The organism is Polaribacter sp. YIW18, assembly GCF_057219325.1.
Genome location: NZ_JBXVVE010000003.1, coordinates 292,439 through 305,685, shown reverse-complemented (window position 1 = coordinate 305,685; position 13,247 = coordinate 292,439). Strand labels below are relative to the sequence as shown.

The 13,247-nt window shown below is 31.4% G+C and carries 12 protein-coding genes; 5 read left to right on the top strand and 7 right to left on the bottom strand.

Annotation, left to right across the window (positions count from 1 at the left end):
* Positions 1 to 46: 46 nt before the first annotated feature.
* Together AC2D6T_RS05325 and idi are read right to left on the bottom strand one after the other, a co-directional pair.
* Positions 47 to 460 (bottom strand): 6-pyruvoyl trahydropterin synthase family protein, encoded by a 414-nt coding sequence (locus AC2D6T_RS05325; RefSeq protein WP_298946909.1) that lies wholly within the window; start codon positions 458 to 460, stop codon positions 47 to 49.
* Complete coding sequence (gene idi, locus AC2D6T_RS05320; RefSeq protein WP_484680717.1) at positions 453 to 971, bottom strand: isopentenyl-diphosphate Delta-isomerase; 519 nt, start codon at positions 969 to 971, stop codon at positions 453 to 455. The genes AC2D6T_RS05325 and idi overlap by 8 nt, the downstream gene beginning before the upstream one ends.
* 116 nt (positions 972 to 1,087) lie before the next feature.
* On the opposite strand from idi, the gene AC2D6T_RS05315 reads away from it, so the two are divergent.
* The 4 genes from AC2D6T_RS05315 to AC2D6T_RS05300 are packed head-to-tail and all read left to right on the top strand — an operon-like array spanning position 1,088 to position 5,948.
* Positions 1,088 to 1,792, top strand: coding sequence for a peptidylprolyl isomerase (locus AC2D6T_RS05315; protein WP_298946913.1), 705 nt, complete (start codon positions 1,088 to 1,090; stop codon positions 1,790 to 1,792).
* A 44-nt stretch (positions 1,793 to 1,836) separates the two neighbouring features.
* Positions 1,837 to 3,429: a peptide chain release factor 3 gene (locus tag AC2D6T_RS05310; protein ID WP_484680716.1), complete on the top strand. Its 1,593-nt coding sequence runs from the start codon at positions 1,837 to 1,839 to the stop codon at positions 3,427 to 3,429.
* Positions 3,430 to 3,433: 4 nt separating this feature from the next.
* The gene (locus AC2D6T_RS05305) at positions 3,434 to 5,002 is read left to right on the top strand and encodes a hypothetical protein (protein WP_484680715.1); all 1,569 of its coding nucleotides are present in this window, start codon (positions 3,434 to 3,436) and stop codon (positions 5,000 to 5,002) included.
* Positions 5,003 to 5,018: 16 nt separating this feature from the next.
* The gene (locus tag AC2D6T_RS05300; protein ID WP_484680714.1) at positions 5,019 to 5,948 is read left to right on the top strand and encodes a peptidylprolyl isomerase; all 930 of its coding nucleotides are present in this window, start codon (positions 5,019 to 5,021) and stop codon (positions 5,946 to 5,948) included.
* Positions 5,949 to 6,024: 76 nt separating this feature from the next.
* On the opposite strand, the gene capB is transcribed toward AC2D6T_RS05300, so the two are convergent.
* The 3 genes from capB to AC2D6T_RS05285 form a co-directional block, all read right to left on the bottom strand.
* Positions 6,025 to 7,272: a cysteate-C-fatty acyltransferase gene (gene capB / locus AC2D6T_RS05295; protein WP_298946921.1), complete on the bottom strand. Its 1,248-nt coding sequence runs from the start codon at positions 7,270 to 7,272 to the stop codon at positions 6,025 to 6,027.
* Positions 7,273 to 7,355: 83 nt separating this feature from the next.
* Positions 7,356 to 8,354 (bottom strand): cysteate synthase, encoded by a 999-nt coding sequence (capA, locus tag AC2D6T_RS05290; protein WP_298946923.1) that lies wholly within the window; start codon positions 8,352 to 8,354, stop codon positions 7,356 to 7,358.
* Between the two features lie 97 nt (positions 8,355 to 8,451).
* Positions 8,452 to 10,566, bottom strand: coding sequence for a S9 family peptidase (locus tag AC2D6T_RS05285; RefSeq protein ID WP_484680713.1), 2,115 nt, complete (start codon positions 10,564 to 10,566; stop codon positions 8,452 to 8,454).
* Between the two features lie 141 nt (positions 10,567 to 10,707).
* On the opposite strand from AC2D6T_RS05285, the gene AC2D6T_RS05280 reads away from it, so the two are divergent.
* Positions 10,708 to 11,031 carry a YbaB/EbfC family nucleoid-associated protein gene (locus tag AC2D6T_RS05280; protein WP_484680712.1) on the top strand — a complete coding sequence of 108 codons (324 nt, stop codon included), beginning with the start codon at positions 10,708 to 10,710 and terminating at the stop codon, positions 11,029 to 11,031.
* Positions 11,032 to 11,060: 29 nt separating this feature from the next.
* Here AC2D6T_RS05280 and AC2D6T_RS05275 read toward each other — a convergent pair whose 3' ends face one another.
* Together AC2D6T_RS05275 and rocD are read right to left on the bottom strand one after the other, a co-directional pair.
* Positions 11,061 to 11,507 carry a DUF5362 family protein gene (locus AC2D6T_RS05275; protein ID WP_484680711.1) on the bottom strand — a complete coding sequence of 149 codons (447 nt, stop codon included), beginning with the start codon at positions 11,505 to 11,507 and terminating at the stop codon, positions 11,061 to 11,063.
* A gap of 103 nt (positions 11,508 to 11,610) precedes the next feature.
* Positions 11,611 to 12,891, bottom strand: coding sequence for an ornithine--oxo-acid transaminase (gene rocD, locus AC2D6T_RS05270; protein WP_484680710.1), 1,281 nt, complete (start codon positions 12,889 to 12,891; stop codon positions 11,611 to 11,613).
* Positions 12,892 to 13,247 lie beyond the last annotated feature (356 nt).

Below are 13,247 nucleotides of genomic sequence, written 5' to 3'. Positions count from 1 at the left end.
GTTTACAAATTGTAAACGAGGCTTTTTAAATTATAACTAATATTGATTATTCACCTGAATAACTCACAAAGTTTCTTGGAGTTTCGTAAAGTGTTACTTTTAAATCTAAATGACTGGGTAATAATTTTCTAAGTTTTTGATAGGTAACCACACAAATATTTTCTGCTGTAGGGTTTACATCTTTAAACTCAGGTACTTCTACATTTAAATTTTTATGATCAAAACAATCTTCAATTTCAGATTTTATATAGTTTTTTAAAATCCCTAAATCAAAAACATAACCCGTTTCTTTGTCTATTTCTCCAGTTAAAGAAACAATTAACTCGTAATTATGACCGTGGAAATTAGGGTTGCTACACTTGCTAAAAACAGCAACGTTTTTTTCATCACTCCAATCTTTTCTATACAATCTATGAGCTGCATTAAAATGCGCTTTTCTATGAACGGTTACTTTAGGCATGGCTTAGTTTTTCGTAAGATTTTTTAAATATAATTTTAAACCACGCAGTATATAAATGCGGATTTTCTTCAATGTCTTTTTTTACATCCTCTAATGGCATCCATTTGTAGGCTTCTGCTTCTTCTTTATTTAATTTCGGTGCATCGTCATAATAACCAATCATCACATGATCTAGTTCATGCTCTGTTAAACCATTATCAAAAGGTGCTTTATAGATAAAAGAAAAAACCTCTTTTAAATCTGTGCTAAACCCCATTTCTTCTTGCAAACGTCTTTTGCCAGCTTCTATATTGGTTTCTCCTTCTCTTTGATGTGAGCAACAAGTATTTGTCCATAATAAAGGCGAATGATATTTAGAACCTGCTCTTTGTTGCAGCATCAATTCTCCTTTTTTATTAAAAATAAAAACAGAAAAAGCTCTGTGTAATAAGGCTTTTTCATGCGCTTCTATTTTTTCCATTAAACCAACTGGGGTATCATTTTCATCTACTAAAATAACTTGTTCTTCCATTTTTACAAAAATAGGGAAAGAGTTGTCAAAAAATCTTAAAAAAACAATAAAAATTAACAAATTTTTCTAATGTTTTATATTGATGATTTATCTTTGAAAGTTTAAAAATTTATGCAATGAGAATTTTAAAATTCTACTTCTTTATTGGTTGTTTATTCTTTTTATTTCAATGTAAAAATAAAACAACAACTTCCAAACAAGAAATAGATAGTACAGCTATTGTAAAAAAAAATCTGAGGAAAAAGATCGAAAAAAAAGTAGTAAAACGTTGGGATAGTTTAAACAGTAAAAACGTAGAGGCCTTTTTTACAGCATATGGTAAGCAAAATAAAGAAAACAAAGTTATCATAAAAACAAAGTTTGGTAATATAAAATTGCGCTTATATAATGATGTTCCAATTCACAGAGCCAATTTTATTTTTTTAACTAAAATAAATTATTTTAATACAACAGAGTTTTACAGAATTGCTAGAAACTTTGTAATTCAAGGTGGTAATTCAGACGAAACCTATACCAAAAAACAAAGAAGACTGTATGGTAATTACAGGCTAAAACCTGAATTTAAAAGCCATAGAAGACACAAGTATGGTGCATTAGCAGCTGCTAGAGATTGGGAAGACAACCCCAATAAATTATCAAATCCTTTTGAATTTTACATAGTCCATAATAGAAATGGTGCACATCACTTAAACAAAGAACACACCGTTTTTGGCGAAGTAATTTCAGGTTTTGATACTATGGATAAAATGTCTAAAGTTAAAGTGGGTGTAGATGAATGGCCGCTAAAAGACATTAGAATGACTGTAGAAATTTTAGATTGATATTTCTCTTTGTAAAACCTATCTTTGCACCTCAAATTTTGTAGATGAGCTTTTTAGAAGAAATAAAACGAAGAAGAACTTTTGGTATCATATCTCACCCAGATGCAGGTAAAACAACCTTAACAGAAAAATTATTACTATTTGGTGGTGCCATACAAGAAGCAGGTGCAGTAAAAAACAACAAAATTAAAAAAGGAGCTACTTCCGATTTTATGGAAATTGAGCGACAGCGTGGAATTTCTGTAGCAACTTCTGTTTTGGCTTTTATCTATAAAAACAAAAAAATTAATATTTTAGATACACCTGGGCATAAAGATTTTGCAGAAGATACTTTTAGAACCCTAACAGCTGTAGACAGTGTAATTGTGGTTATCGATGTTGCCAAAGGTGTAGAGCCACAAACCGAAAAACTGGTAGAAGTTTGTAGAATGCGTAGCATACCTATGCTCGTTTTTATCAACAAATTAGATAGAGAAGGTAAAGATGCTTTTGATTTGTTAGATGAAGTAGAGCAAAAACTAGGTTTGCGTGTTACACCAATGAGTTTCCCTATTGGAATGGGATATGATTTTAAAGGAATTTATAACATTTGGGCAAAAAAATTAAATCTTTTTTCTGGCGATAAAAAACAAACCGTTTCAGATGGTGTAGAGTTTGATGATTTAACAAACCCAGAATTAGATAAAGTTATAGGTGATACAGCAGCAAATACTTTACGTGAAGAATTAGAGTTAATTGAAGAAGTTTATCCTCCATTTAATCAAGAAGCATATTTAAAAGGAGAATTACAGCCTGTGTTTTTTGGCTCTGCATTAAATAACTTTGGTGTAAAAGAATTATTAGATGCATTTATAGAAATTGCGCCACCACCACAACCCAAAAAAGCAGAAGAACGTTTAGTAGATTCAAAAGAAGAAAAACTAACAGGTTTTGTATTTAAAATACATGCCAATATGGATCCTAAACACAGAGATAGGTTAGCATTTATAAAAATTGTATCTGGTAAATTCAAACGAAACGCACCGTATTTACATGTTAGAAATGGTAAAAAAGTAAAGTTTTCTAGTCCAAATGCATTTTTTGCAGAGAAAAAAGAAATTGTAGAAGAATCTTTTCCTGGTGATATTGTAGGTTTACACGATACTGGAAATTTTAAAATTGGAGATACATTAACAGAAGGAGAGCAATTAAACTTTAAAGGAATACCAAGTTTTTCTCCAGAACATTTTAGATATGTAAATAATGGAGATCCCATGAAATCTAAACAATTATACAAAGGTTTAGACCAATTAATGGATGAAGGTGTTGCACAATTATTTACTTTAGATATGAATGGTAGAAGAGTTGTAGGAACTGTAGGTGCTTTACAATATGAAGTAATTCAATACAGATTAGAACACGAATATGGTGCAAAATGTACCTATGAAAATTTACAAGTTCATAAAGCATGTTGGGTAGAACCAGAAAACCCAAAAAACGAAGAGTTTAAAGAATTTAAAAGAGTTAAACAGCGTTATTTAGCAAAAGACAAACAAGATCAATTGGTATTTTTAGCAGATTCTGCCTTTACAATTCAAATGACACAAAGTAAATACCCCACGGTAAAACTGCACTTTACAAGTGAATTTAAAAAATAAAACGATGAAAAATTATGTTTTAGTTTTAGTACTATTTCTTTCGTTTAAATCATATTCTCAAAAGTATGATTTATCTGATATGGTAACTAAAGAGATGCATAATAATATTCGATTAAATTATACTTTAGTCCATCAACCAGATGAAAAAGTAGGTTATAATTTACAACCAACTATGGGGTTTGTAGGTTTAAATTACAACATCCCTTTAACAAATTGGTTATATACAGGTGCTGGATTTCATACAGCAATTACAGGTGATCAAGGAGGATTGTTTACTTTAGGAGTAAATTTAGGCGTTAACTTACCTATTTATAAAAACCTATACTTTGATGCTAATGCACATTTTGGAGGTGGTGGTGGTTATAGATCATTAGTAAATGGAGGTGGAATTATTTATCCTAATGCAGGTTTACAATATAAAAAAAATGGATATTCATTTGGAGTTCAATATGGATATGTAAACTTTTTTACAGGTATCCAAAAAAATGATAATATTTCCTTTTTTGTTGAAATCCCAACAACTTTACGAATTGCTTCTTATAAACAAGCTCAGAAAGAATTTGTTGTTGCAAATTCAACGACAGATAATTTTTGGAAAAAACCTGCAGTAAAAAGCGTTCAACAAGTAACATTCGATTATTTTTTTCCTTTTGGAAATTCCAGAACAGATGCTAGTACAAACCCAAGTTATCAAAAAATTGATAAAGTATTATCGATCATAGGATTTGAATATCAAAAATATTTAAATGAAAACACATTTATTTATGCACATGTAGATGCTATGTATGCTGGTTTAACAGCTGGTTTTATGGATTTATTTTTTGGTGTAGGAAAGAACTTTATTGAAACTAAACACGTTAACTTTTTTGCAAAAATGGGTATTGGAGCTGCAGGTGGGAGAATTTATCCTGAAGGTGGTTTAACAATGTATCCGAGTGTAGGCGCAGATATTCGATTTTCAGATAAATTTGGTTTAAGCCTTCATGGAGGCTATCACAGATCTGTTGGTGGTATTGCGAGTTTTCAGGCATATACTGCTGGATTTAGTTTAAAATATTATGGTGTAAGTGGAGGGATCAAAGATTTTTTTACCGAGAAAAAAGCGAAATCTCTTAAAACACAAGGGGTACAAATAGGAGTTCAAAATCAGACCTATTTTAATGTTGCTAAATTTGGCATCCCTCCAAGTAATTTACAATTAATTGCTTTAAAAATAAATTACGATTTAAATAAAAGATTTTATATAGCTGGAGAAGCTTCTTTTGCTTACAAAGGAAAATCTGGTGGATATGCTCACGGTATTTTTGGTTTAGGAATTAAATCAAATAAATTTTTGAACGATAAAATTTCTTTATTTGCAGAAGTTGCAGCTGGTGTGGCTGGAGGAGGAAGAGTGGATTCTGGTGAAGGTATTTTAATTAGACCAACAGCAGGTATCAACTTTCATGTAAATGACGATTTTAACTTTAACATCTCTGGGGGTCAAATGATATCTCCTTATGGCAATGTAAATTCAACAAACTTAAACGTAGGTTTTACCTATAGTTTATCATTATTAAATTTAAAAAAATAAAATAAATTAAAACAATATGAATAACGGATTATATGCAAAATTCACCACACCAAAAGGTGAAATTTTAGTACAATTAGAACATGAGAAAGCTCCTGGAACAGTTGGTAATTTTGTTGCTTTAGCAGAAGGTAATTTAGAAAACTCAGCAAAAGCTCAAGGAACTCCTTATTACGATGGTTTAAAATTCCATAGAGTAATTCCAGATTTTATGATTCAAGGTGGTTGTCCATTAGGTACAGGTACAGGAAACCCTGGTTATAAATTTGATGATGAATTTCATCCTGATTTAAAACACGATGCACCAGGTAAATTAGCAATGGCAAACTCTGGCCCCGCAACTAACGGAAGTCAGTTTTACATTACCCACGTTCCTACTCCATGGTTAGATGACAAACATACTGTTTTTGGTACTGTTGTAGAAGGGCAAGATATTGTAGATACTGTTACACAAGGTGATGATATGAAAGTAGAAATTTTAAGAGTTGGTGGTGAAGCTGAAAGCTTTAATGCCATAGAAGCTTTTAGAACTTTTGAAGGAGCAAGAGAAAAAAGAGAAGCAGAAGCAAAAGCAAAACAAAAAGAAATGTTAGACGAAATTGCTGCTGGTTATGATGAAACTGATAGTGGGTTACGTTATAAAATCATTCAAAAAGGTACTGGAAAAAAAGCTACAAAAGGCGCAGGAGTTTCTGTACATTACAAAGGCCAATTATTAGATGGTACAGTATTTGACTCTTCTTACAAAAGAAAACAACCTATCGATTTTAATGTGGGTGTAGGACAAGTAATTTCTGGTTGGGATGAAGGTATACAATTATTAAATGTGGGAGATAAAGCGCGTTTTGTAATTCCTTCTAATTTAGCATATGGTGCTGCAGGTGCAGGTGGTGTAATTCCACCAGATGCTACTCTTATTTTTGATGTAGAATTAATGGATGTAAAATAAAAGTCTATTTTTATTAAAATAAAAAACCTCAAAACAAAATACTGTTTTGAGGTTTTATTGTTTGTTAAATACTCATTTACACTAAAGCTGCTGCTATTTTTTTGTAAGTACCATCTTCTAGCTTTGCTCTAATTGCAGAAAAAGCAGTAATGGTTTCATCAATATCATCTTGTGTATGGGTTGCTGTTGGTATCAGCCTTAAAATTATTAATCCTTTTGGGATTACAGGATATACAACAATAGAACAAAAGATTCCATGATTTTCTCTTAAATCATTTACCATAGCCATAGCTTCAGGTATATCACCTTTTAAAAATACAGGTGTAATACAAGTTTGGGTCGTTCCTAAATCGAAACCTGCATTTCTTAAACCAGATTGTAGTGCATTAGTGTTTTCCCACAACTTTTCTTTTAGTTCTGGCATGGTTCTAATCATGTCTAAACGTTTTAATGCACCTTTAACCATTGCCATTGGTAAAGATTTTGCAAACATTTGAGAACGTAAATTATATTGTAAAAACTGAATTACATCTTTATCTCCTGCTAAAAAAGCACCAATACCTGCCATAGATTTGGCAAAAGTTGCAAAATACACATCAATATCATCTTGTACACCTTGTTCAAAACCTGTGCCTCTTCCTCCTTCTCCTAAAGTTCCAAAACCGTGTGCATCATCAACTAATAATCTAAAATTATATTGTTTTTTAAAAGCTACAATTTCTTTTAAACGCCCTTGCTCTCCACGCATTCCAAAAACACCTTCAGAAATTACTAAAATTCCTCCACCTGTTTTTTCTGCCATTTTTGCAGCACGTTTGATGTTTTTTTCAAAACTTTCCATATCGTTATGACGATATACAAAACGTTTTCCTGAATGCAAACGAACCCCATCTATAATACAAGCGTGCGTGTCCATATCGTATACAATAATATCATTTTTAGAAACCAAAGCGTCTATTGCAGACATAATGCCTTGATAACCAAAATTTAAAAGATATGCTTTTTCTTTATTTACAAATGCTGCACATTCACGCTCTAATTGTTCGTGATAGGGAGTGTGACCAGACATCATTCTTGCCCCCATAGGATAAGCCATACCATGCTCTAAAGCAGCTTCTCCATCAACTTTTAAAACTTCAGGATGGTTTGCCAACCCTAGGTAATCGTTAATACTCCATGTAACTACTTTTTTACCATTAAAAGACATTCTGTTAGAAATAGGACCTTCTAATTTTGGAAACACATAGTACCCTTCTGCTTGTTCTGCCCATTTTCCTAAGGGCCCTTTGTCTTTTATGATTCTATCAAATAAATCTACCGCCATTGTTTCTGCTATTTTGATGTTGACAAAGGTAAAAAAAATTGACAGTTTATCCAATTTATAAATAAAATGAGAAAAGCTTTATTTTAATCAATAAAACCTTGATTTTTCATCCAAGAATCGTTGTAGATTTTATTCATATAACGCGATCCATGATCTGGAAAAATAAGTACAACAAAACTATCATCATTAAAATAATTTTGTGCTGCATATTGTTTTGTAGCTTGTAAAACAGCACCTGATGTATAACCTGGAAAAATGCCTTCTTTTTTTACGATTTCTCTTGCAGAAAATGCAGCATCTTTATCAGATACTTTCTCGTAAATATCTATAACATCAAAATCTGTAGCTGAAGGTATAAGTGTTTTGCCTAAACCTTCAATTTTATAAGGTTGTATTTCGTTTTTATCAAATTTTCCTGTTTCGTGGTATTTTTTTAATACAGAACCAAAAGCATCTACCCCTAGAATTTTTATGTTTGGATTTTGTTCTTTTAAATACTTACCAGTGCCAGAAATAGTACCACCTGTTCCACTTGCTGCTACCAAATGTGTTATTTTACCTTGGGTTTGTTGCCAAATTTCTGGTCCTGTAGACCTGTAGTGTGCTTCTATATTAAGCTCGTTAAAATATTGGTTTATATAAACCGAATTTTTTGTTTTTTTGTGAATGGTTTTGGCCACTTCATAGTAAGATCTTGGATCGTCTGCAGGAACATTTGCAGGACAAATATGTACCTCTGCTCCCATTGTTTTTAATAAATCTATTTTGTCTTGAGAAGATTTATCGCTTACAGCTAAAATACATTTATAACCTTTTACAATACTAATCATTGCTAAACTAAAACCTGTGTTACCGGATGTAGTTTCTACAATGGTGGCTCCTTTTTTTAAAATGCCTTTTTTTTCTGCAACATTAATAATGTGCAATGCAATTCTGTCTTTTGAAGAGTGACCTGGATTAAAAGCCTCAACTTTAGCAAAGTAAGAGCCCTGTAATTTTTTTGTAGTTTTTCTTAGTTTTACTAGTGGGGTTTCTCCAACTAATTCTAAAATGTTATTATGAATTCCAGTATTCTTTATCATGATGTTTTTTCATGAAAAACCTCACAAGTTGTACCTGTGAGGTTTCACTTTTACAGTGTGCAAAAGTACGTTTTTAAGATTGAAATAAAAACAGATTTTAAAGCTTTATGGCTTCTGTACCTAATTTATTTTCTAAAGCTAAGAAAAATGTATAATCTTTAGCTGTTTCTTTTAAAGCGTCAAAACGCCCAGAAGCGCCTCCATGTCCGGCTTCCATATTGGTATGCAACAATAAAATATTGTTATCTGTTTTTAAGTCTCTTAGTTTTGCTACCCATTTTGCAGGTTCCCAATATTGTACTTGACTATCATGAAAACCAGTAGTTACCAACATATTTGGGTAGGCTTTAGATGTTACTTGGTCGTAAGGCGAATAAGATTTAATATAATCATAATATTCTTTGTTATTTGGGTTTCCCCATTCGTCATATTCTCCTGTGGTTAATGGTATGGAATCATCTATCATTGTAGAAACTACATCTACAAAAGGTACAGCTGCTATAATGCCATTGTATAATTCTGGATTCATGTTTACCACAGCACCCATTAACAAACCACCTGCAGAACCGCCCATAGCATATAAGTGTTTTGGAGATGTATAATTATTATCAATTAAAAATTTAGAACAGTCTACAAAGTCTGTAAAGGTGTTTTTCTTGTGTAACATTTTACCATCTTCATACCAATCTCTTCCTAAATATTGGCTACCTCTAATATGTGCTAAAGCATATACAAAACCTCTATCTAACAAACTTAAACGTGTGGTAGAAAATCCATCAGGAATTGTATAACCATAAGAGCCATAAGCGTATTGCAATAAAGGTGTTTGTGAAGTTAGTTGGGTGTCTTTATGGTAAACCAAAGAAATTGCTACTTTTTTTCCATCTCTAGCTGTTGCCCAAACTCTTTCACTTTTGTAATTATTTTTATCAAATTTACCTCCTAAAACTTCTTGTTCTTTTTTTACTTCTTTTGATTTATCTGCCATATTAAAATCTATAACAGATGCTGGTGTTGTAAAAGAATTGTAAGAATAACGTAAGGTATTTGTATCAAAATCTGGATTGGAATACACACCTACAGAATATGTTTCTTCATTAAAAGGTAAATAGTAATCCTCTTTAGCATCCCAACGTTTGATGCGAACTTTGCTTAAACCGTCGGTTCTTTCTTCTAAGACTAAATACTCTTTAAATATTGAAAAATCTTCTAATAAAGTATCTTCTCTATGAGGAATTACATCTACCCAATTATTTTTTGTGGGTGCAGAAACAGGCGTTTTCATCAATTTAAAATTGGTTGCTTCGTCTTTATTGGTTAAGATGTAAAAATGGTCTCCAAAATGAGAAACACTATACTCTAAATCTCTTTCTCTAGGTTGTATCATTTGCAAACTTCCTGTTGGATTATCTGCATCTAAAAATTGTGCTTCTGTAGAAACTGTACTATAAGAACCAATAATGATATATTTTTTAGACTTAGATTTGGTTACATAAACGCCAAAAGTTTCATCTTTTTCATGATACACCTCTACATCTTCTGATGTTGGTGTGCCTAAAACATGTCTAAATATTTTTTCGCTTCTAAGTGTAATTGGGTCTTTTTTGGTATAAAAAATCGTTTTATTATCATTTGCCCAAACAGAACCACCTGTTGTATTGTCTATAATATCTGTATAAATATTACCTGTTTCTAAGTTTTTAATTCTTAAAAAATATTGTCTTCTACTTACAGTATCTGTTGCAAAAACAGCCAATTTATTATCTGGAGAAACATTTAAACCTCCTAATTGATAATAATCGTACTCTTTAGCCATGTCATTTACATTAAATAAAATCTGCTCTTCTGCTTCTAAAGTTTCTCTTTTACGGCTATAAATTGGGTATTGCATCCCTTTTTCGTAACGTGTTATGTAGTAATAACCGTTATTTTTATAAGGCACAGAAGCATCATCTTCTTTGATTCTGCCCTTCATTTCTTCAAATAATTTTTCTTCGAAGTTTTTTGAGTAAGCTGTAACATCATCATAATAAGCATTTTCTGCATCTAAATAATCAATTACTTCTTTTGTTTGCTCGTCTTTAACCTCTGCCAATTTTTGTGCATCTGATAAACGCATCCAAAAATAGTTGTCTATTCTTACATCTCCATGCATTTCTAATTTGGTAGGTTGTTTTTTAGCTACTGGAGCTTTTGAGTCTGTACTGTTCATATCTTTATTTTTACAAGCGATTGCAAAAATAAGACTAAATATGCACGTGTATAAATATATTTTTCTCATTTTTAGATGGATTTAATTCCTAGTAAATTTAGTAAATTTGCACCTAAATTAATACGAATAAAACAATAAAATATGTTTGGAGACATTTCTGGAATGATGAATAAGCTTAAAGAAGCTCAAAAAAAAGTAGCAGCAACTAAAAAAAGGTTAGATACGGTTTTAGTTGATGAAAATTCTACAGACAACAAACTAAAAGTTACCTTAACTGCTAATAGACAGATAAAAGCAATTTCTATAGATCCTTCTCTTTTAAATGATGCAGAAGAATTAGAAGATTATTTAATATTAACTTTAAATAAAGCCATCGAAAAAGCAACAAATATAAACGAAACAGAAATGACTGTTGCTGCTAAAGATGGTATGCCAAATATACCAGGAATGGATATGTTTAAATAGCCTTTGTTCTTATTTTTAATAAATAAAATTTAGTAAGCAAACATTCCTCCTATAATGGCTAATAGAAAAAATAACACGTAGATAGAAATAATAATAATTGTAAAAACACCTACAAATTTATAATGAGATTTTAAGTTTTCTAAAGCAGCTGCTAAATCTTCATCAATTTTAGATTGTAAAGCTATTTTCATTTTGGTAGAAAATTTAAATAAATACAAAATTGGGAAAAAGTAAATTAATGCCATTACTAGATAAATAATGGTCATAAATGGCCCAAAATTAAAAGGCATTGCCTCTGAATTTGGTAAGTTACTAAATAATGCACCAGCAAAAAAACTAACTAAAACCATTAATCCTACAAAAATAAAACCAACAATAGACAAAAAATAAGTCCATTTTGCTGTTTCTTTTAAAAAGCTTCTAGAGGCATTGTTTAATGTAAGTTGTTCTAATTGGGTAATTGGATTTTCCATCATAGTTTTTAAAGTTTTAGTTATGTACCAAATGTAATAAAAAAAATGTTTTTAAAGATGCACCTAAAAAAAGCTACAATAAACATTGTAGCTTTTAGTTAGATAATTACTTTATAAAATCCGAAATTGTATTTTTTATAATCTCAATACAATCTCTTAACTCTTCCTCTGTCATTACCAAAGGTGGGGCAAACCTAATGATATTTCCATGAGTTGGTTTTGCTAATAAACCATTGTCTCTTAGTTTTATACAAATATTCCAAGCAGTTGCGCTATCTTCTGTATCGTTTATTAAAATTGCATTTAGCAACCCCTTACCTCTTACAGATTTTACCAAATCGTTTTCTTTACAAAATTCAGCTAATTCTGCTCTAAAAATATTTCCTAACCTATCTGCATTTATGGCTAATTTTTCATCTGCAACTACCTCTAAAGCAGCCATTGCAACAGCGGCTGCAATAGGGTTACCACCAAATGTAGAACCATGATTTCCTGGTTTAATTACATTCATAACAGCATTATTTGCCAATACTGCAGAAACAGGATATGCACCTCCAGAAAGTGCTTTACCCAAAATTAAAATATCTGGTTTAACTTCTGGTGTGCCAGAACAGTTTTTATCTTCACAAGAGCAATTACCACAGGTAGCCAATAAACGACCAGTTCTTGCAATACCTGTTTGCACTTCGTCTGCAATAAACAAAACATTATGGTCTTCGCACATTTTTTTAGCTGCTGCTAAATAACCTTCAGAGGGTACATATACACCCGCTTCACCTTGTATAGGTTCTACCAAAAATGCAGCAATAGTATTACTACTTTCTAAAGCTTGTTGTAATTCTTGTAAATTATCGTATTCAATTTTTAAAAAACCTTTGGTATAAGGCCCAAAGTTTTTACGTGCAACAGGATCGTTTGAAAAAGAAATAATGGTAGTAGTTCTACCATGAAAATTATTTTCGCAAACAATAATTTCTGCTTTATTTTCGTCTATTCCTTTTACTTCATAAGCCCATTTTCTAGCAATTTTTAAAGCAGTTTCTACAGCTTCTGCACCAGTATTCATGGGTAATAATTTATCAAAGCCAAAATATTCTGAAGCAAATTTTTCGTATCTACCCAACATGTTATTATAAAATGCACGCGAAGTTAAACTAAGTGTTTTTGCCTGTTGTGTCATTGCATCCACAATTTTTGGGTGGCAATGCCCTTGATTTACTGCAGAATATGCAGATAGAAAATCGTAGTATTTTTTACCTTCTACGTCCCAAACATGTACACCTTCGCCTCTACTTAACACCACTGGTAATGGATGATAATTGTGTGCACCATATTTGTTTTCTAATTCGATTGCTTCTTGCGAAGTTAATTGGTCTAAAACAGCCATTTTAATTTTATTAAATGTTTATACTAAAAACATTCCTGTTCTACCTTTATCTTTCTAGAGAGTTCTAGAAATTCAGCGTGGGAAAGAAATCATCCTCGAAGTTTTACAAAAATAACAAATTAAATTCTTTATATGAATAATTATTTGGGCGTTTCCTAAAGGTCGCGCTTTACGTTGTATCTTTTTATGGGTTTTCGTTACCATTGCGCTAAAAAAGCGTAATTTCTTAAACTGACATTAAAAGGATGCCACTGCAATTGCTAACGCAGTTTGTTAGTATAAAATAGCATTGTTAACATAGAAAATATAAAGGTGTTACAATTAGTTAGCAAACAGGTTTAGCCCTGATTGAGCGG